Origin of the sequence: Agromyces soli, assembly GCF_022811605.1 — a bacterium.
Taxonomy (GTDB): domain Bacteria; phylum Actinomycetota; class Actinomycetes; order Actinomycetales; family Microbacteriaceae; genus Agromyces; species Agromyces soli.
Genome location: NZ_CP094533.1, coordinates 1,483,856 through 1,501,238, shown reverse-complemented (window position 1 = coordinate 1,501,238; position 17,383 = coordinate 1,483,856). Strand labels below are relative to the sequence as shown.

Below are 17,383 nucleotides of genomic sequence, written 5' to 3'. Positions count from 1 at the left end.
CCTTCCGTTCAGTCGGGGATCACGGTACTGCGGGTCACGGTGGCGAGGGAGCCGGTGCGGCCGAGGCGGCGTCGTCGCGGCGTCCAGCCCTCGCGCGGGATCGAGTCGAGCAGGAGGCGGGTGTAGTCCGCCTGCGGCGCGTCGAGGATGGCCTCGGCGGTCCCGTGCTCCTCGATGCGCCCCTGGCGCATCACCACCACCTGGTCGCAGAGCCGTCGGATGACCGTGAGGTCGTGCGTGATCATGAGCAGCGCGAGCCCGGTCTCCCGGCGGATCGTGTCGAGCAGGGTGAGGATCTCCACCTGCGTCGTCACGTCGAGCGCCGAGACGGCCTCGTCGAGCACGAGCAGCTCGGGGTCGGCGGCGAGGGCGCGGGCGATCGCGACCCGCTGCCGCTGGCCGCCCGAGAGCGAGCGCGGCCGCTGGCCGAGCAGGGCCGGGTCGAGGCGCACGTGGCCCATGAGCTCGGCGATGCGCGCGTCGAGCGCGGCCCGCTCCGCCCGTGGCCGATGCACGCGGATCGCCTCCCGGAGGCACTGCTCGACGGTCTGGCGCCGGTCGAGCGACTGGTACGGGTCCTGGAAGACCATCTGGGCGAGCTTCGCGCGGTGGCGTCGGCCGCGACCGCCGCGGGCGGGCCGGCTCCAGTCCTCCCCCGCCACCTCGATCCGTCCGGCGTCGGCGGTCTCCAGCCCGAGCAGGATGCGGGCGGCGGTCGTCTTGCCCGAGCCGGACTCCCCGACGATGCCGAGCGAGCCGCCCCGCGCGAGCTCCATGGACACGTCGTCGACCGCGACGAGGGTGTCGGCCCGGCCGCGGGCGTCGCGGAGCCGGTAGCTCTTGCGGATGCCCTCGAGCCGCAGGATCGGCGGTGCTGCGGTCCCGGCCTCCGCGACGATCGGCGGCGCCTCGTCGAGCGCGGCCGCCATCAGGGTCCGCGTGTACGCCTGCGTCGCGTCACGTCGCATGGTGGCGGCCGGCAGCGTCTCGACGATGCGGCCGTGCTGCATGACGTTGACGCGGTCGCAGACCGCGCCGGCGAGGGCGAGATCGTGGGTGATGAACAGCAGCGAGAGCTCACGGCGCTCGCGCAGCTCGGCGAGCACCGCCATGACCTCCTCCTGGGTGGTCACGTCGAGCGCGGTGGTGATCTCGTCGGCCAGCAGAATCTCGGGGTCCATGGCGAGCGCGGCGGCGATCATGACCCGCTGCAGCAGTCCGCCCGACAGCTCGCCGGGGTGCTGCCGCATCCGACGGTCCGGATCGGTGATGCCGACCTCGTCGAGCAGCGCGCGGGCGCGGCGCCCGGCGTCGGCGGGGCTCGCCCCCGCGACGTGCACGAGCGCCTCGGTGAGGAAGTCGCCGATCGTGCGCAGCGGGTTCAGGTGCGCGCGCGGCGTCTGGAAGACCATCCCGATCCGTCTGGCGCGGAGCTCGCGCACGGCGCGCCGGCCCAGGCCGGCGAGCTCCTGCCCGTCGACGCGGATCGCGCCGCGGGTCGTGAAGCCGTCCGGCAGCAGCCCCGCCACCGCTCGCACGGTGAGCGTCTTGCCCGAGCCCGACTCGCCGACGAGGCCGACGGCCTCGCCGCGGCCCACGCTCAGGGTGGAGTCGAACACGAGCTGACGGGGGCCGTCGGCACCCGGGGCGAAGACGTCGAGTCCGGAGATCTCGAGGATCGGGTGGGTCATCGTTCCTTCTCCTCGGCCCAGAGGGTGACGCGCGCGCCGATGATGCCGACGGCGAGCACGGTGATCACGACGAAGACCGCCGGGAAGACGGACTGCTCGGGCGCGCCGGCGAGGATGCCGGCCTGCCCGCCCGCGATCATCGATCCCCAGTCCGGCGCCGGCGGCTGCTGCCCGAGCCCGAGGAAGGAGATCGCCGCGAGATCGAGCATCGCGTAGCCGAAGCCGACCGCCATCTGCGCCGCGACGACGGGGATCATCGCCGGCACCAGGTGCCGGAAGCAGATCGCGAGGCTCGACACGCCCTGCACCCGCAGCGCGGCGAGGTACGGCTTGCCGAGTTCGCGCGCGGCGGCGGTCTGCGTGAGCCGGGCCACGACGGGGATGTACGCGATCGACAGCGCCACGACGGGGGCGACGAGCCCCTTGCCGAACATCGCGACCGCGAGCACGGCGATGACGAGGCCGGGGATCGCGAAGATGACGTCGACGACGCGGGCGACGACGCCGCTGACCCAGCCGCCGAACCACGCGGCGGTGAGCGCGAGCCCGAGTCCGAGCACGGTGGACAGCAGCACGACGACGATGGGCGCGAACACGCTCGCCCCGGCTCCCACGAGCACGCGGGAGAGGATGTCGCGGCCGACGTCGTCCGTGCCGAAGGGGTGGGCGAGGCTCGACGCGCCGTTCACCGGGCCGACGTAGAGCGCGCTCGAGTCGTACGGCGCGATCCACGGGCCGAGCAGCGCGGCGAGCGCGATGAGCCCGAACACCACGAGGGCGCCGCGGAACAGCCAGTCCCGCCGGGCCGCCCGCTTGGCGACGGTCGGCACCGCACCGCCGGCGATCTGTGCGACGCTCATGCCGCTTTCCCTCCTGCCACGCTCGTCGGGTCGATGAGGGCGCTGCAGAGGTCGGCGATCGCGTTCAGCACCACGAAGATGGTGACGAGCAGGAGCGAGACGATCTGCACCACCGGCAGGTCGGCTCTGGCCGCCGCCTGCACGAGCAGCGAGCCGATACCGCCGAGCCCGAAGGCGACCTCGGCGATCGCCGACGCCGCGAAGAGCCCCGCGATCGTCGTGCCGGAGATCGCGAGGATCTGCGGGGCGGCGTTGCGGAACACGTGCACCCGGAAGATGCGCGAACGCGGGATGCCGCGGACCCTGGCCGTCTCGACGTGCTCCGAATGCACCTGGGCGACGAGCGCGCTGCGGGTGACCCGGCTGAGGTACGCGATGAACAGCACCGCGAGCGAGACCGCCGGCAGCACGAGGTGCCAGACCCGGTCCCAGCCGCCCCCGCCCTCGCCGTACACGGGGAACCAGCCGAGGGACTTCGCGAAGATCCAGATCAGCAGGATGGCGACGACGAAGGTCGGCAGCGCCATCCCGAGCGAGGTGAGCACGGCGACCGTGCGGTCGACGGCCCCGCCGCGGAGCGCCGCGACCACGCCGGAGCCGACCCCGAACACCAGGATGATGAGCACGGTGAGCAGCACGAGCTGCAGGGTGAGCCCGAACCGCGGCGCGAGCAGCGTCATCACCTCCGTCTTGTAGACGAAGGAGCGCCCGAAGTCGCCCTGGACGGCGCTCGTGAGCCACTGCCAGTACCGCGACCACAGCGGGTCGTCGAGGTGGTAGGCGGCCCGGATCTGTTCGATGAGCTCGGGCGTCGGCTTCGCGCCGCCCGCCAGCGCCGCGATCGGGTCGCCGGTGAGCAGCACCGCCGAGTAGATCACGACGCTGGCGAGGAAGAGCGTCAGCAGCATCCCGCCGAGCCTCGCGAGCACCGTCCTGGTGAGTGGGGGCACCGTCGTCGTCCTCCGTCTGCCGGTCGTCCGCGCCTACTTGCCGCCGAGGTGCAGCGCCCAGGGGCTGCTGTACGCCGCGACCGAGGTGGTGACGCCGCTCAGCTCGGAGTTCAGGTAGGTGAGCTGGTAGGTGCCGGCGAGGGTGACCTGCAGCTGCTCGGGCGCGAAGATCTCCTGGGCCGCGACGAACTCGCTCGCCGCCGTCTGCGGGTCGGTCGCGTTGCGGGCCGCCATGAGGTGCGCGGTGACGTCGGGGTCGTTGTACTCGCTCCAGTTGAAGACCCCGCCCATCGCGGGCGGCAGCAGGAACAGCGACGGGTAGCCGAGCACGCCGGGCGTCTCGAGGTAGCCCTGGGTGGCGACGAAGTCGATGCCCTCGCGCTTCGAGGGGTCGTAGAAGAGCGCGCCGAAGTCGGAGGCCTGCAGTTCGTCGATCTCGAGCTGGAGGCCGATCTCCTTGCCGGCGGCCTGCATGATCGCGGCGGTCTGCGCGAACTCCTTCGCCCCGGCGGGCACCGCCACCACGAGCGGCACGCTGAGGTCCTCGCCGCTCTCGGCGACGAGCTGCTTCGCCGCCTCGAGGTCGACGGTCGGCTCGGCGAGCGCGTCGTAGCCGGCCTGGTAGACGTCGGCGGCTTCCATCGACTGGAACGAGAACTCGGGCACGAGCGTCTTCTGCACGTAGCCGAGCCCGTTGACCACGGTGTCGAGGTACTGCTGCCGGTCGATCGCGAGGCTCAGCGCCTGCCGGATCTTGGGGTTCGCCGCCGCGCTCGTCGCCGAGACGGGTCCGAAGCTGTACGAGGCGGTGGACGGCCCGACGGTCAGCGTGCCGGCGCCGTCGCCCTCGAAGACCGCGCGCGAGCTCGGTGCGACGTTGATCGCGCCGTCGATCTCGCCCTGGGTCAGCGCCGTCGCGAGGGTCGAACCGTCGTTCACGAAGGTGTACGTGAGCTGCTTCACGAGCGGGGCGCCGCCCCAGTAGTCCTCGTTCGCGGTCGTCACGATCTCCGAGCCCGGCTTCCAGCCGCCCTCGGCGAGCTCGAACGGCCCGGTGCACATGAGTCCGCCGTCCGGGGTGCCGACGGCCGGCCCGGCCGCCTCGCCGAAGGCCTTCTGCATGACGGCGCCGCCCTGCCCGGCGAGCGCGTCGCGGAAGGTCGAGTCCGGCGCGACGAAGTGCACGGTGACCTCGAGCGGCCCGGTCGCGACGATCCCGGTCGCCGGGTCCGGGTCGACGAGGGCGAACGCGCTGTACCACTGCGAGGCGGGGTCGGTGCTCTGCTGCAGGCTGTATACCACGTCGTCGGCGGTCAGCGGGCTGCCGTCCCAGAAGGTCACGTCGTCGCGGAGGGTGATCACGAAGGTCACCGGGTCGACGAACTCGGCGCGCTCCGCGACCCCCGGCTCGACGGAGAAGTCGGGCTGCAGCGAGAGCAGGTTGTCGCAGAGGTTCGGGATGACGAGGTTCGCCGAGGCCGCGGGGTTCAACGTGGCCGGTTCGCCCTCGACGATGGCCCAGGTGACCTCGTCGACGGGCTGCGTGCCGGCCGGCTGGGCGTCGACGAGCGTGAGCTCGGCGCTGGCGCCGTCGGCGTCGCCGCCGGCGCGTGGGCCGCAGGCGGTGAGGGCCAGCATCGCGGCGCAGGCGACGGCGCCCGCCGCGAGTCCAGTTCGCTTCATGAGAGTTCCGTTCGGTCCTGGCGGCCCGGCCGGATCCGGTGGATCCGCTGGGCCGTGGATGGATGGGGGAAGGGGTGGTGCTGGTGGCGGCGATCCGCGCTCCCGCTCAGCGGAGCAGGAAGATGCGGATGCACACCTGGCCGCCCTCGTCGCGGGCGAGCCCGACGAACTGGTGCTCGGCCAGCCATCGGTGCTGCGGTGCGTCGGTCTGGAAGACCGGCGCGGTGCGGAAGTACAGTCCCGGTTCGGTTTCCGGCACGTCCTCGCCGGCATCCATGCGGGCGACGACGTCGGGGCTCGCCCGGAAGTAGCCGCGGTTCAGGATGTCGATGACCGCGCCGTCTGCGGCGCGGATGAGGTAGCGCGCCTCGAGCTGCGCGGTGCCGAAGCGCTCGACCGCCCAGTCGCCGCCCCCGCCGAGCACCTCGCCCTGCAGCCGGGGGCCGTCGACGCTGCCGCCGGAGACCGGCGTGAACGACAGCCGCTCCTCCGGCCCGCGGCCGATGTGGAGGTCGGGATCGATCGTCGCCTTGATCTCGAAGACGTACTCGAGGACGGGGTCCATCACGGCAATGCTCCTTCCAGCACGGTGAGCGTGAGCGCGAGACCGTCGGCGCCACCCACGCGGGTGCGCTGGGTGGTGATCCGCGTCTCGCCCCAGCTCCAGGGGTCGGCCCCGGTGCCGGTCTGCGGCAGGAACTCGGGGTAGTCGCTGCTCGAGATGTGGACCCGGAGCCGGTGGCCGGCGCGCACGCGGTAGCCGAGCTGGCCGAGGTCGATCTCGAGCGTGTGCGGGGTGCCTGCGTCGAGCAGCTGCAGCTGCCCGCGGGCGATGCGGAGGGCGGTGCCGTCGGGGGCCACGTCGAGCAGCCGCACGAAGCAGTCCGCTACGGGCCCGTCCGAGCTGAGCTCGAGCCGCGCCGTCGCGGGGCCGGCGAGGTCGACGTCGGCCGTCAGCGCGGCCGAGTCGAAGCGCAGCACGTCGTCCCGCTCGCCGATGGGCGCCTCGTCGGGCAGCGAGAGCAGGAACGAGAAGGCGTCCGGCGCGCTCGACGGCACGAGGTCGGCCGGGTCGTGCCGCCACGCGAGCGTCGCCTCGGGACCGGGCTGCTCGGCGAGCGCCCCGTCGGCCGTGGCGTAGCGCGTCACCGTGCGCACCCCGGCGGGCGGCCACGTGGCGGACTCGCGCTGCTCCTCGGTGCCGGCGAGGTTCCAGCTCACCCGGGGCACCTCGCCCGCCCGGCCGTTGCCGCGCACGAAGACCTCGAAGAAGTCGAGCGCGGGGTCGAGCGTGCGCGGCAGCAGCGCCCGGATCTGCGCCTCGCTGCGCTCGGCGACGCGGTCGCCGTCGGCCTCGAGGAGCTGGTAGCTCTCGTGGTCGATCGCCTCGATGCGCAGATAGTGGTGGGCCTCCCAGTTCGGGCGTTCGGCGATCGCGGCGACGTCGGCCCAGGAGAGCGGCGCGCAGTTGTCCCACCAGCCGATCGTGTGCAGCACGGGCACCGAACGGCCGGCGAACGGGTCGCCCTGCGGGAAGCGGGGCAGCAGCACGGGGTTCGGGTACCACTGGTCGTAGGAGAGCCCGCGCTGCCCGAGCTGGGCGATGACCTCCTCGGCTTGGGCGGCGAAGTCGCGCCTCGACCAGTCGGGCTCCCAGTGCAGGGCGTCGTTCTCGAAGAACTGGGTGAGCGGGTAGAGGTAGGTGATGCCCCACTCGACGCGGCGCACGCGTTCGGCGGCCGTGCGGCGGACGGGCTCGCCGAGCTGGGTGCCCGTGACCCGCGGCGCGATCGCCTTGAGCGCGGGGTGGCCGCTCGCGGCGGCGGCCCACTGCGTGTAGCCGTAGTAGCTGTCGCCCCACATGGCGACGCGCCCGTTCGACCACGCCTGCCGGGTGATCCACTCGAGGGTGTCGTAGCCGTCGTCGACCTCGTTCACGAAGAGCAGGGCGTCGCCCTCTGAGCGGAATTTGCCGCGCACGTCCTGCGCGACGACCCGGTAACCGCGCCGGGTGAAGTACTCGGCGATGAGCGGGATGAAGCAGTAGACGCCCGACTTGTCGTACGGCAGCCGGATGAGGATGGTGTCGCCGGGGCTCGCGTCGGCCGCCTCGGGGGCGCCGGGCAGGTAGACGTCGGCGGCGAGCCGCACGCCGTCGCGCATGCGGATCCGGGCCGGGGTCGAGAGCGGGCTCTCGGGCGCCGGGGGGATGCGCAGGATGTCGGGCATGTCGCTCCTTCGGGACGTCGCGCCGGTGCTCGGCGCGGGTGACGGTCACGCTACGACCGTCATCCATAGTTAGTCAAGTCCGACTAGACTAAAATTTACCGGGCCGTTACACTCGAGCTGCAGCCGCCCCGGTCGGCGCCGCAGGAGAGGAGATGCGTCGTTGGCACGCCCATCCGTCGCCGCCGAGCGCCGCGAGCAGATCATCGAGGCGACGATGAACACCATCGCCGAGCACGGCATCCACGGCACGACCCTCGACCGCATCGCCGACGCCGCGGGCATGTCGCGCGGGCACGTGCGGCACTTCGTCGGCAACCGCGACCGCCTGCTGCACGACACGGCCGTCGCCGTCTTCGCCGACCAGAGCGGCGAGGTCGGCTCGATACTGCCCACCGGCATCGACGGCATCGAGGCCGCGCTCGACTACCTCTTCGGGCCGGTCTTCAACGCCCCCGACCGCGAGAACGCCGTCGTGCTCGGGCTCGTCGAGCTCTCCCGGGTGACGCCCGAGATCGCCGAGGTGCTGACGACCGCGTACACCGCGACCCGGCTGCAGCTCGCCGAACTCGTCGCCGCAGCGCATCCGCACGCCGACGAGGACGCCTGCGTCACCGCCGCCTACGGCGTGCTGACCTGCGCGCTCGGCTCCGTCTTCCTCGGCGACTTCGACGACGACCCCTCGCGGATGACGCGCTCCCGCGCCGCCGCCGAGGCCCTGCTCGCCTCGCTCTGAGCCTCGACGAGCTCGCGCAGCCGCTCGAGCACCGGGACCGCGGCGACCAGGGCGCGGCGCTCGTCGCCGCCGAGCCCCGCCGCCGCCTCGGCCACGAGCTCCCCGCTCGCGCGGTCGAAGCGCTCGAGCAGGTCGAGCGCCCGCTCGGTCGCCCGCACCGCGACCCGGCGGCCGTCGCTGCCACTCGTCGCCCGCTCGACGAGCCCGGCCTGCTCCAGCAGCTTCAGCAGGTTGCTGACCGTGGAGCGGCCGAGGCCGAGCTCCGTGGCGAGCTCGCCCGGCGACTTCTGCACGCCGCGGGGCACGGCGCGCAGCAGCTCGATCTGCGCGTCGGGGATGTCGGGGAGCTCCGCCGCGGCGCGCGCGCCCTTGAGCAGCGCGCGCCGCAGCGGCGAGACGACGAGGTTCAACCGGGCCAGCTCGGCCGAGCCATCCGCCGATCCCGCGCGCACTGCTGCCATGTCCTCAGTGTGCCAGCCTCGCGAGCGCCGCGATCACGGCTCGACGCTCACCGGCGTGAGCGAGTCGCGCTCGGTGAGCGCGGCGGGGTGGAAGCCGGCGGCGCGCTTGTACGCGTCGGCGATCTCGCGCAGCTCGGCCTCGGGGATGACGTCGTGGATGTCGGCGAAGCCCTGCGGCGCGCGCTCGTAGGCGAGCTGCATGACCTTCTCGGGCCCGAGCTGCCGGGTCATCGCGAGCAGTGCCGCGGTCGCCGGACGGCGGTCGGCCTCGTAGGCGTCGAGCGCCGCGCGCACCGCCGACGCGGTCTCGGCGGCCCCCGCGGACCCGCCGAGGCCCCGCACGGCACCGGCGAGGTGGAACGCGAGCGTGCGGGCGTCGAGGATGGCCTGCGAGGAACCGTTCGAGCCGTTCGGGTACATCGCGTGCGCGGCGTCGCCGAGCAGCGTCGAGCTGCCCGCGCGCCAGTGCGGCAGGGGCTCGCGGTCGACCATCGGGTACTCGAGGATCTCGTCGGCCGCCGCGATCGTGGCCGGCACGTCGAGCCAGTCGAAGCGCCAGTCGGCGAAGCGCTCGACGATGGGCGCCGGGTCGATCGGCAGGTTCCAGTCGGCGAGCTCGCTCGCGCCCTCGGGCGCCCGCCGCTCGGCGATGAAGTTGACGCGCGTCATCCCGGGCTCATCGGTCTCGCCGGCGAGCGGGTAGGCGACGAACTTCTGCTCGCCGTCGCCCGCCATGATCATCGTGCGCCCGTCGAGGTACGTCGGAATCGTCGCGGTGCCGCGCCAGAGGATGAGGCCGTTCCAGACGGGCGCGCCGTCGTCGGGGTGCTCCTGGGCGCGGAGCGCGGAGTGGATGCCGTCGGCGCCGACGACGAGCTCGGCCTCGACCTCGCTGGCGGTGCCGTCGGGCCGCTCGAAGCGGGCGCGCTCGACGTGCTCGCCGTGCTCGACCGAGACGAGCCGGTGGCCGGTGCGGATGGCGTCCGGCCCGAGCCGGCGGGCGACCTCGGCGGCGAGCAGCAGCTGGAACTCGCCGCGGTGCACCGAGAGCTGCGGCCAGGCGTAGCCGGCGTCGAGCCCGCGCGGCTCCGACCAGATCGGCTGCCCGAGGCGGTTGGAGTACGAGAGCCGGCTGGGCGGCACGCCGAGGTCGGCGACCGCGTCGCCGAGCCCGAGCTCCGTGAGCTCGCGCACGGCGTGCGGCAGCAGGTTGATGCCGACGCCGAGAGGTCGCAGCTCCGCGGCCCGTTCGTACACCGCGATGTCGCGGAATCCTGCCTGGTGCAGGCTCAGGGCGGCGACGAGCCCCCCGATCCCGGCACCCGCGATGACGATCTTCATCGTGTCCTCCTCGTCAGATGAACGTCCGAGCAGTTAGTTTTGTCACAAAATCATCCCGCGTCAACCACCCCACCCCGACTTGCCCGACTTTCATGAAAGTCGGGCAAGTCGAAAGGGTGGGCTATATTCAGAGAATGGTGAATATAACCGGATCGCTCGTCCGTCCCGGTGCCGAGCTCGGCTACGAGCTCGCCGAGGCCGAGGTCGACACCGACGGCTCGGGCCGCGCGGCCGTCGTGCTCACCCACGGCGCCGGCATGGATCGCGGCATGTACGACGCCCAATTCGCCGCGCTCGCAGCGGCCGGGCACCGCACGGTGCGCTGGGACCTCCGCGGGCACGGCGCGTCCCGGCTCGAGGACGGCACGCGCTTCACCGCCGCCGACGCGCTCGACGACCTCGCCGCGCTCATCGACGCGCTCGGGCTCGACCGGCCGGTGCTCGTCGGGCACTCGCTCGGCGGCAACCTCTCGCAGGCGTTCGTGCGCGCCAACCCCGAGCGCGCGGGCGGGCTCATCGTGCTCGACTCCACCTGGAACGCGGGCCCGCTCTCCGCCGGTGAGCGGTTCGCCCTGCGCCTCGCGGCGCCGATGCTCGCGCTCGTCCCCGCCGGGCGGCTCCCCGGCCTGATGGCGCGCGCGTCGGCGGTCACGCCGGAGGCGATCGCCCGTACCGAGGCGATGTTCGCGCGGATGCCGAAGGCGGTGTTCCTCGACGTCTGGCGCGCGACCGTCTCGCTCGTCTCCCCCGACCCCGGCTTCCGCAGCCCGGTGCCGCTCGCGCTCGTGCGCGGCGCCGAGGACCGCACGGGCAACATCGCCACCGCGATGCCCCGCTGGGCCGCGGCCGAGGACGTCGCCGAGCACGTCGTGCCCGGCGCCGGGCACATCGTCACGCTCGACGCGCCCGACGCGGTGAGCGAGCTCCTGCTCCAGCTGCTGGCAGGATGGCACGGCCGGCCGCCGAGCGCAGGAGGGACCGCCGCATGACCGATGCCGAGGAGCAGCGCTTCATCGACGTGATGGGCGAGACGCTCGCCTCGTGGCAGCTCGCCCGGGCCACCGGCCGCGTCTACGGCTACCTGCTGCTGCGCGCCGAGCCCTCCTCGTCGGAGCAGCTGCGCGAGGCGCTCGGCCTCAGCGCCGGCGCCGTGAGCCAGGCCACCCGCGAGCTCGCCGCCTGGGGGCTCGCCCGCACGATCCCGCAGCCGGGCAGCCGCCGCCTCCTGATCGAGGCCGCCGGAGGGTTCGAGCAGCTCCTCGCCGCGAGCCACCAGCGGTCCCGGGCGTTCATCCGCGCCCTCGAGGCGGCGGAGCCGCTCACCGACGACGCGCACGCCGCCGAACGCCTGCGCGCGGTCACCGGTCTCTTCAGCGCCTACGTCGACGCCGGGGAGCAGATGCTGCGCTCCCGCCGTTGACGCGGGCGGCGCGGTTCGCTAAGCAGAGGGTGACCGACGCGCACCGGCCACCGGATGGCAGCCGGCGTCGCGACTGCGAAGCGTCGGACGGGGGGAAGCTCATGCATCGGATCCGACACGGTCGCGCCGCAGGAGCCGCACTCGCGGCCGTCATGCTCATCACGATGCTCGGCGGCTGCGCCGGGGGCGGCGGCCCCGACCCGGTGGGCACCTGGGGTGATCCCGACGGCGCCTACCTCGAGCTCGAGAGCGGCGGGGCCTTCACCGGCAACGACGGCTGCAACCGCCTGACCGGCAGCTGGACGATGGAGGACGACAACATCTCCTTCGACGACGTCGCCTCGACGCGCATGGCGTGCCCGGACACCGAGGCGGTGCTCGAGGGGCTCGACACGGCGAACGTGTCGGGCGACACGATGACGGTCTACGCCGACGACGAGGCGCAGATCGCGACGCTCGATCGCGCGCCGGTCAACTCCTGACGGGCGCCGCGACCTCGACCTCGAGGCGCGCGCCGCCGAGCGACGACGGCGCGAGCTCGACGCGCCCGCCGCGCAGGCCGAGCCGTTCGGAGGTGCGGGCGAGCCCGTTCCAACGCGGCGAATCGGGCAGGCCGACGCCGTCGTCCTCGACCGTCGCGCGCACGCGCGGCGCGGCCGCACCGTCGACGTCTCCCCCGCTGACGCCGACCGCCACCCGGATCGTCGTCGCCGCACCGTGCCGAAGGGCGTTCGTGATGCCCTCCTCGACGCCGCGGACGACGGCGATGCGCTGCGCGACGGCGTCGTCGCCGCGATCGAGCGCGAGGTCCGCCTCGGGGTCGACCTCGGCCGTGATGTCGATCTCCGCGGGCACCCGGCGCACGAGCGCCCGGATGGCGTGATCGAGGCTGACGTCGACGCCGACCGGGTAGAGCAGGTTGCTGAGCTCGCGCACGTCGTGCTCCCGCATCCGCTCGAGATCGCGGCGCAGCCCGGCGAGCTGCGCGAGGGCGGCCTCGCTCCATCCCTCCTCGACCCCGCGGCGCTGGATCGCGTCGATCGCGGCCTGGCTCAGCACGAGCCGCCCCTGCAGCGTGCCGTGCAGGCCGTCGGCCACCTCGCGGCGCACCCGCATCTCCTCCGCGGCCAGCTCGGCGAGCGCCGTCGACGCCCGCAGCCGGTGCTCGGCCTCGGCGCGCTCGTGCTCGCGCAGCCGCACGCGCGTGCGCACCTGCGCGAGCGCGAGTCCGAGCGCGACCACGATGACGACGGCGACCGAGCACACCTCGACGAGGCTGACGTCGAGCTCGGGGGCGACGTAGATGCCGAGCAGCAGCTGCAGCCCATGCCGGGCAAGCGCGACCGGGAGGGCGATCGCGAGCACCGCGCCGGCCGCGGCGAGGGGCCGCCGCTCTTCGAGCCGCACGAAGGCGGCGAGCAGCAGCGCGATCGCGACGGTGACGAGGTTCGTCATCAGCCGGTCGGGCAGCTGCGGGGCCTCGGCGATCAGCTCGGAGGTGGCGACCCGCTCCGGGCGGTAGATGAAGATGGTCTGCAGCGTCGAGCCGATCGCGAACGCCGTGAGCAGCACGCCCGCGGTGAACAGCAGCACGCGCCGGTCGTCGGCGCGGTCGCGCACCTCCAGCGCGCTGATCGCGGCCGTCGGCGTCGCGGCCGTCGGCGCGGTGCCGCGGGCGCGCGGGCTCATGCCCCGGCCCCGCCCGGGGCGCCGTCGCGCACGAGGTGCAGCGCCGCGGCGACGCGGCTGTTCAGGTCGCCGTCGTCGCGCACGCCCAGCGTCGAGTAGACGGCGTTCAGCAGATTGTCGACGGAGTGGTTCGAGATGCCCATGTCGCGGGCGATGGCCGCGTTCGACAAGCCCTCGGCGAGCAGGCGCAGCGCGTGCAGCTGCCGCGGGGTGAGGCCGGCGAGCGCGCTGCCGCGGCGCGGGCGCAGGCGGGCGAGCAGTTCCGGGTCGAGCATGCTGGCGCCCCTGGCGCTCACCCGCAGGGCGCGCAGCAGCGTCTCCCGGGAGGTGGACGAGACCTTCGAGAGGTAGCTCCAGCCTGCGCGCTCGCGGTCGGGCAGGGCGAGCAGCAGCTCCATCATGTCGTGGCTGGAGAGCAGCACGACGCCGAGCCCGGGCCGCGCGCGCCGCAGCTCGCGGCCGAGCTGGAACCCGTTGCCGTCGGGCAGCTCGATGTCGAGCAGCATCACGTCGGCCTCGGCGTTCGCCGCGAGGGCCCGCGCCTCGGCGATGGTGCCGGCCGCGGCGACGAGCTCGAAGCCGGGTTCCGAGCGCACGAGGTCGCTCAGCAGGGAACGGAACAGCGCCTGGTCCTCGAGGAGGACGACTCGGATGGCTGGTTCGGCGCTCATGACTCGTCGAGAGTCTAGCGGGGCGGGGCATGGCGATCGGGGCGGAGGGTGCACCTCCGCCCCGATCGCCAAGACGGGTGGTCGGCTCAGAGCTGCGCGCGACCCTCGCCTCGGCGCCTTCGGGTGATGACGCTGATCCAGATGCCGGCGAGCAGGAGCAGCAGGGCCCCGCCGCCGGTGAGTGCGACGGTCGCCATCGACACGTCCCGGCCGGTGGTGGCGAGGTCGTCCGCCGACACCACGGTGATCCCGGTCACGATGCTGCGCACACTGCCGTCCGGCGCGAGGCCGTTGATCTGCAGCGTCTCGGCACCGAGGCGCAGGCCCTCGGGCAGGGTCAGCGTCGCGGTGAACGAGCCGTCGGCGTTCGCCGTGGCCTCACCGAGGCCGAGCTCGGCGCCCAGCAGCCAGAAGTCGAGCACGCTGCCGCCCTGGAAGCCGTCGCCGCTGATCCGCAGCGAACCGCCCGCGGGCACCGCGAGAGCGCCGTTCACGAGGGCCACGGGCTTACCGTCGGGGCCGACCGCCTGCACGCGCACCTCGAAGCCGTCGCCCGAGATGACGAATTCGTCGCCGTCGGTGCTCGTCGAGACGGGCTCGTCGACGCCGCTCAGGGTCGAGGCCGCCTTGCCCGCCGCGAGCTTCGGCAGCGCACCGGACGAGCTGCGGATGGGCTGCAGCACCGGCGTGGCGGTCTGGACCGGGGATGCCTCGCCGGGACCGGCGTCGGTCACTGCGCGGACCGACACCGACCGGGGCACGCCGTTGCCGAGCCCCTCGATCACGATCGGGCTCGTCGTGCCCTTGGCGGGGATCCAGGTCTTGCCGCCGTCGATCGAGTACTCGTAGCCGCTGATCGGCGAGCCGCCGTCGTCCGCGGGCGGCGTGAACGCCACGGTGAGCGTGCGGTTGCCCGGGGTGATCGAGTCGACCGTCACGGCGTCGGCGGGGCGGCGGGGCGTGGCCGAGGCATCCGCCGCCGGTCCGCTGCCGGCCTCGTTCAGGGCCGAGACCCGGAACGCCACCGGGGTGCCGTTCGCGAGTCCCGTCACGGTGGTGCTCGTCGCGGTGCTGCCGGTGTCGGCGATGAGCGTGGTCCAGGTCTTGCCGCCGTCGGTGGACTGCTCGACGCGGTAGCCGGTGATGGGCGCGCCGCCGGTGTCGGCCGGGGCCGACCAGCTGAGCGCGACGCGGGCGTCGTCGGGCGTCGCGACGAGCGGCGCGGGGGCGCCCGGCGTGGTGCGCGGGGTCGTCAGCGCCGTCTCGGCGTGCACGCCGGTGCCGGCGGCGTTGATCGCCGAGACGCGGAACGCGACCGGCTCGCCGTTGCGGAGGCCGCTGACGGTGTAGTTCGTCGCCGGGGTCGGCGCGAGCAGTGCGGACGGGCGCAGCGCCTGGCCGCGCAGCAGCATCGGAAGCGGGGTGCCGGTGTCGGCGACGAGGGTGGCCCAGGTGCGGCCGCCGTCGATGGACTGCTCGATGCGGTAGCCGGTGACCGGCGACCAGCCGTCCGCGACGGGAGCGGTCCAGCCGAGCTCGACCGTGGTGTCGCCGGGCGTCGCGGTGATCGGGGTCGGCGCGGCGGGCTTCGTGTAGGGGGTGACCTCGTTGCTGACGGTCGCCCACGGGCCCTGCCCGTTCGCGTTGATCCCGGCGACGCGGAACACGAGCGGCGTGCCCGCGGTGAGGTCGAGCACGGTCGCGCTCGTCGCGTCCGAGCCGGTGTCCGCGATCGCGGTGGTCCACGAGCCGCCCGCGTCGATCGACCACTCGACGGCGTAGCCGGTGATCGCGGCGCCGCCCTCCCAGGCCGGGGCGGTCCAGCTGACGAACGCGCGCTCGACGCCGGCGACGGCGCTCGTGGCGGTGCCAGCGCCGGGCCCGCTCGCCGAGACCTGCAGCGAGACGGTGAGGGACTGGCGGGCCGTCTTCGCCGGGTGCGGGCCGCCCGGCGAGCGGTCCTCGGCCGAGATCTCGAACTCGAACGACTCGCTGTCGTCGCGCTGACGGGCGTCGGCGGCCGCGGCATCCGGCACGAAGGCGTACGCCCCGGTCGCGCCGTCGAGGTAGAGCGTGCCGTAGGTGCCGGCCTTGCGCTGCGTGTAGGTGACGCCGTCGATCGTCGTGGTGACCTGCTCGCCGCCGACGATGGCGCTCGTGATCGGGCTGTCGGGGTCGGTCGCGTCGAGCGTGCCGGTGCTCGTCGGGTAGCTCTGCGCGCCGTCCTGGTTGAGAAGGGTGATCGGGGCGACCGGTCCGAAGGCGGGCGCGTCGTCGACCGCGGTGATCGCGATCGCGACGGTGCCGGCCGCGGAGACCTGGCCGTCGGCGTCGGCCGCGGTGATCGAGATCGTGCGGGTGGCCGCGGGGTCGTCCGAGGCGTTGTGGTACTGCAGCTTGTCGCTGATCGACGCGGCGACCGCGTCGGTGACCTTCGTGCCGAAGACGCGCACGTTGTCGATGAGCAGGGTCGCGCCCGCGGCCCGGCCGCAGGTCTTGTCCTGGGTGCCGCCGACGAACACGAAGCGGTACTCGCCCGAGGCCGGGATCACCGTCTCCTTGGTGACGAAGGCGTTCACCTCGTTGCCGCCGGTGGCGTCGAGCACCGGGGTCTGCGCGCCGGTCACGGTGTTCAGGATGTAGCCGTAGACGTGGAAGTTGTCCGAGCCCTGGAACGCGCGCCAGTCGAAGGAGATCTTGTCGTTCGCGGCGGCCTCGAAAGGGTTGCTGTAGACGGCCGGGCCGTGCACGACGTCGCAGCCCTCGGCCGTCTGCATGTCGCTCGTGAGCTCAAGGCTCGTGGCGCCGTGGCTCGCGTCGACGGTGCTGAGTCGCACGGTGTACGTGGCCCTGGTGGGCGCGGCGTTGTCGTCGACGGGCGCGGAGAAGCCGCTGCCTCCGGAGATGCCCGCGTACGTGCTCTGGTCGATGCTGCGGACGCCGGCGATGGTGGTGACGCCGAGGTCCACGCGGTCCTCGATGACGGTCCAGCCGCCGATGCTGTCGTCGTCCTCGAAGCTCGGGTTGTCGAAGGGGCTCGCGAACACGATGCGCAGCGCGCCGTTCGCGCCGGCGCGGTCGGATGCCACGGCGCCGATCAGGTCCGCGGCGGTGCCGTTGCCGAGGTACACGCTCGTGCCGACGATGCTGACGACCCCGGCGGTCGTGTCGGCCGTCTCCGCGGTGAGGAGCGACAGGGTCTCGTCGGCGGTGCCGCCGTCGACCGCGAAGTCGAGGTAGCCGCCGCCGTAGGCCGAGCCGCCGGCGAAGCTGACCTGCTCGCCGACGGAGACGGGCGGGGCCTGCTCGACGTAGGCGACGGGCTCGCTCGGGCCGGTGACGCTCGGCGGCGCAGCGAACGCGGCCGTCGGCTGCGCCGCGAGCGCGAGCGAGGCGGCGACGCCGCAGGCGGCGAATCGGAGCAGGTGGCGGGAGCGCGACGGGCGCGCGGAGGGTGCGACGGCAGAAGCCTGCGAAGTCATGTAGGGACGCCTTCGGGTCTGGCACCCTGCCTCGGCGGCGCTCCGATCGGGCCGGAGCGTCTGGTGCGCGGATGCGCACAGGCGGCAGGACGCGATCAGCCTAGAAACGGGCCCCGCATGGGCCACAGGGAGAAAACTCCTCGCGCGCACCCCCAGCTCGGGTGCATCTGCGG

Annotated in this window: 15 protein-coding genes; 4 read left to right on the top strand and 11 right to left on the bottom strand. The window is 73.6% G+C overall.

Translation table 11 applies throughout. From position 1 onward, the window contains the following. Positions 1-8: 8 nt before the first annotated feature. The 6 genes from nikE to MTP13_RS07200 form a co-directional block, all read right to left on the bottom strand. The gene (gene nikE / locus MTP13_RS07225) at positions 9-1,691 is read right to left on the bottom strand and encodes a nickel ABC transporter ATP-binding protein NikE (protein WP_243570391.1); all 1,683 of its coding nucleotides are present in this window, start codon (positions 1,689-1,691) and stop codon (positions 9-11) included. Continuing rightward, positions 1,688-2,551 (bottom strand): ABC transporter permease, encoded by an 864-nt coding sequence (locus MTP13_RS07220; RefSeq protein ID WP_243570390.1) that lies wholly within the window; start codon positions 2,549-2,551, stop codon positions 1,688-1,690. The genes nikE and MTP13_RS07220 overlap by 4 nt, the downstream gene beginning before the upstream one ends. Further along, the gene (locus MTP13_RS07215; RefSeq protein ID WP_243570389.1) at positions 2,548-3,501 is read right to left on the bottom strand and encodes an ABC transporter permease; all 954 of its coding nucleotides are present in this window, start codon (positions 3,499-3,501) and stop codon (positions 2,548-2,550) included. Before MTP13_RS07215 ends, MTP13_RS07220 begins: the two co-directional genes overlap by 4 nt. Before the next feature lie 33 nt (positions 3,502-3,534). Beyond that, a complete protein-coding gene (locus MTP13_RS07210) occupies positions 3,535-5,184 on the bottom strand; it encodes an ABC transporter substrate-binding protein (RefSeq protein ID WP_243570388.1) in 1,650 nt (549 codons plus the stop codon). 106 nt (positions 5,185-5,290) lie between these two features. Continuing rightward, complete coding sequence (locus MTP13_RS07205; protein ID WP_243570943.1) at positions 5,291-5,749, bottom strand: DUF3237 domain-containing protein; 459 nt, start codon at positions 5,747-5,749, stop codon at positions 5,291-5,293. Beyond that, entirely contained in the window at positions 5,749-7,413 is a 1,665-nt protein-coding gene (locus MTP13_RS07200; RefSeq protein WP_243570387.1) for a CocE/NonD family hydrolase, read from the bottom strand. Before MTP13_RS07200 ends, MTP13_RS07205 begins: the two co-directional genes overlap by 1 nt. A gap of 160 nt (positions 7,414-7,573) precedes the next feature. On the opposite strand from MTP13_RS07200, the gene MTP13_RS07195 reads away from it, so the two are divergent. Further along, the gene (locus MTP13_RS07195) at positions 7,574-8,146 is read left to right on the top strand and encodes a TetR/AcrR family transcriptional regulator (protein WP_243570386.1); all 573 of its coding nucleotides are present in this window, start codon (positions 7,574-7,576) and stop codon (positions 8,144-8,146) included. Here the strand turns inward: MTP13_RS07195 and MTP13_RS07190 are convergent. Together MTP13_RS07190 and MTP13_RS07185 are read right to left on the bottom strand one after the other, a co-directional pair. Next, complete coding sequence (locus MTP13_RS07190) at positions 8,032-8,607, bottom strand: MarR family winged helix-turn-helix transcriptional regulator (protein WP_243570385.1); 576 nt, start codon at positions 8,605-8,607, stop codon at positions 8,032-8,034. The two genes, MTP13_RS07195 and MTP13_RS07190, sit on opposite strands and share 115 nt — an antisense overlap. A 33-nt stretch (positions 8,608-8,640) precedes the next feature. After that, positions 8,641-9,948, bottom strand: a complete 1,308-nt coding sequence (locus tag MTP13_RS07185) for a flavin-dependent oxidoreductase (RefSeq protein WP_243570384.1) — start codon at positions 9,946-9,948, stop codon at positions 8,641-8,643. 134 nt (positions 9,949-10,082) lie between these two features. Between MTP13_RS07185 and MTP13_RS07180 the strand changes: the two genes are divergently transcribed. The 3 genes from MTP13_RS07180 (at position 10,083) to MTP13_RS07170 (ending at position 11,850) form a co-directional block, all read left to right on the top strand. Further along, on the top strand, positions 10,083-10,937 hold the full coding sequence (locus tag MTP13_RS07180) for an alpha/beta fold hydrolase (RefSeq protein WP_243570383.1): 855 nt from the start codon (positions 10,083-10,085) through the stop codon (positions 10,935-10,937). Then, positions 10,934-11,368, top strand: coding sequence for a GbsR/MarR family transcriptional regulator (locus tag MTP13_RS07175; RefSeq protein ID WP_243570382.1), 435 nt, complete (start codon positions 10,934-10,936; stop codon positions 11,366-11,368). The genes MTP13_RS07180 and MTP13_RS07175 overlap by 4 nt, the downstream gene beginning before the upstream one ends. A 101-nt stretch (positions 11,369-11,469) precedes the next feature. Further along, positions 11,470-11,850, top strand: a complete 381-nt coding sequence (locus MTP13_RS07170; protein ID WP_243570381.1) for an META domain-containing protein — start codon at positions 11,470-11,472, stop codon at positions 11,848-11,850. Here MTP13_RS07170 and MTP13_RS07165 read toward each other — a convergent pair. The 3 genes from MTP13_RS07165 to MTP13_RS07155 all read right to left on the bottom strand — a co-directional run bounded on the left by MTP13_RS07165 (position 11,840) and on the right by MTP13_RS07155 (position 17,210). Continuing rightward, complete coding sequence (locus MTP13_RS07165) at positions 11,840-13,057, bottom strand: sensor histidine kinase (protein ID WP_243570380.1); 1,218 nt, start codon at positions 13,055-13,057, stop codon at positions 11,840-11,842. The two genes, MTP13_RS07170 and MTP13_RS07165, sit on opposite strands and share 11 nt — an antisense overlap. Continuing rightward, entirely contained in the window at positions 13,054-13,728 is a 675-nt protein-coding gene (locus tag MTP13_RS07160) for a response regulator (RefSeq protein ID WP_243570379.1), read from the bottom strand. The genes MTP13_RS07165 and MTP13_RS07160 overlap by 4 nt, the downstream gene beginning before the upstream one ends. An 86-nt stretch (positions 13,729-13,814) precedes the next feature. Then, positions 13,815-17,210: a fibronectin type III domain-containing protein gene (locus MTP13_RS07155; RefSeq protein ID WP_243570378.1), complete on the bottom strand. Its 3,396-nt coding sequence runs from the start codon at positions 17,208-17,210 to the stop codon at positions 13,815-13,817. Positions 17,211-17,383: the final 173 nt, after the last annotated feature.

Excerpts from the sequence above, each read along its gene's own strand:
- MTP13_RS07180 (WP_243570383.1), top strand. The coding sequence starts at position 10,083 with ATGGTGAATATAACCGGATCGCTCGTCCGTCCCGGTGCCGAGCTCGGC.
- MTP13_RS07200 (WP_243570387.1), bottom strand. The coding sequence starts at position 7,413 with ATGCCCGACATCCTGCGCATCCCCCCGGCGCCCGAGAGCCCGCTCTCG.
- MTP13_RS07160 (WP_243570379.1), bottom strand. The coding sequence starts at position 13,728 with ATGAGCGCCGAACCAGCCATCCGAGTCGTCCTCCTCGAGGACCAGGCG.
- nikE (WP_243570391.1), bottom strand. The coding sequence starts at position 1,691 with ATGACCCACCCGATCCTCGAGATCTCCGGACTCGACGTCTTCGCCCCG.
- MTP13_RS07155 (WP_243570378.1), bottom strand. The coding sequence starts at position 17,210 with ATGACTTCGCAGGCTTCTGCCGTCGCACCCTCCGCGCGCCCGTCGCGC.
- MTP13_RS07210 (WP_243570388.1), bottom strand. The coding sequence starts at position 5,184 with ATGAAGCGAACTGGACTCGCGGCGGGCGCCGTCGCCTGCGCCGCGATG.
- MTP13_RS07165 (WP_243570380.1), bottom strand. The coding sequence starts at position 13,057 with ATGAGCCCGCGCGCCCGCGGCACCGCGCCGACGGCCGCGACGCCGACG.
- MTP13_RS07220 (WP_243570390.1), bottom strand. The coding sequence starts at position 2,551 with ATGAGCGTCGCACAGATCGCCGGCGGTGCGGTGCCGACCGTCGCCAAG.
- MTP13_RS07190 (WP_243570385.1), bottom strand. The coding sequence starts at position 8,607 with ATGGCAGCAGTGCGCGCGGGATCGGCGGATGGCTCGGCCGAGCTGGCC.
- MTP13_RS07185 (WP_243570384.1), bottom strand. The coding sequence starts at position 9,948 with ATGAAGATCGTCATCGCGGGTGCCGGGATCGGGGGGCTCGTCGCCGCC.
- MTP13_RS07175 (WP_243570382.1), top strand. The coding sequence starts at position 10,934 with ATGACCGATGCCGAGGAGCAGCGCTTCATCGACGTGATGGGCGAGACG.
- MTP13_RS07170 (WP_243570381.1), top strand. The coding sequence starts at position 11,470 with ATGCATCGGATCCGACACGGTCGCGCCGCAGGAGCCGCACTCGCGGCC.
- MTP13_RS07205 (WP_243570943.1), bottom strand. The coding sequence starts at position 5,749 with ATGGACCCCGTCCTCGAGTACGTCTTCGAGATCAAGGCGACGATCGAT.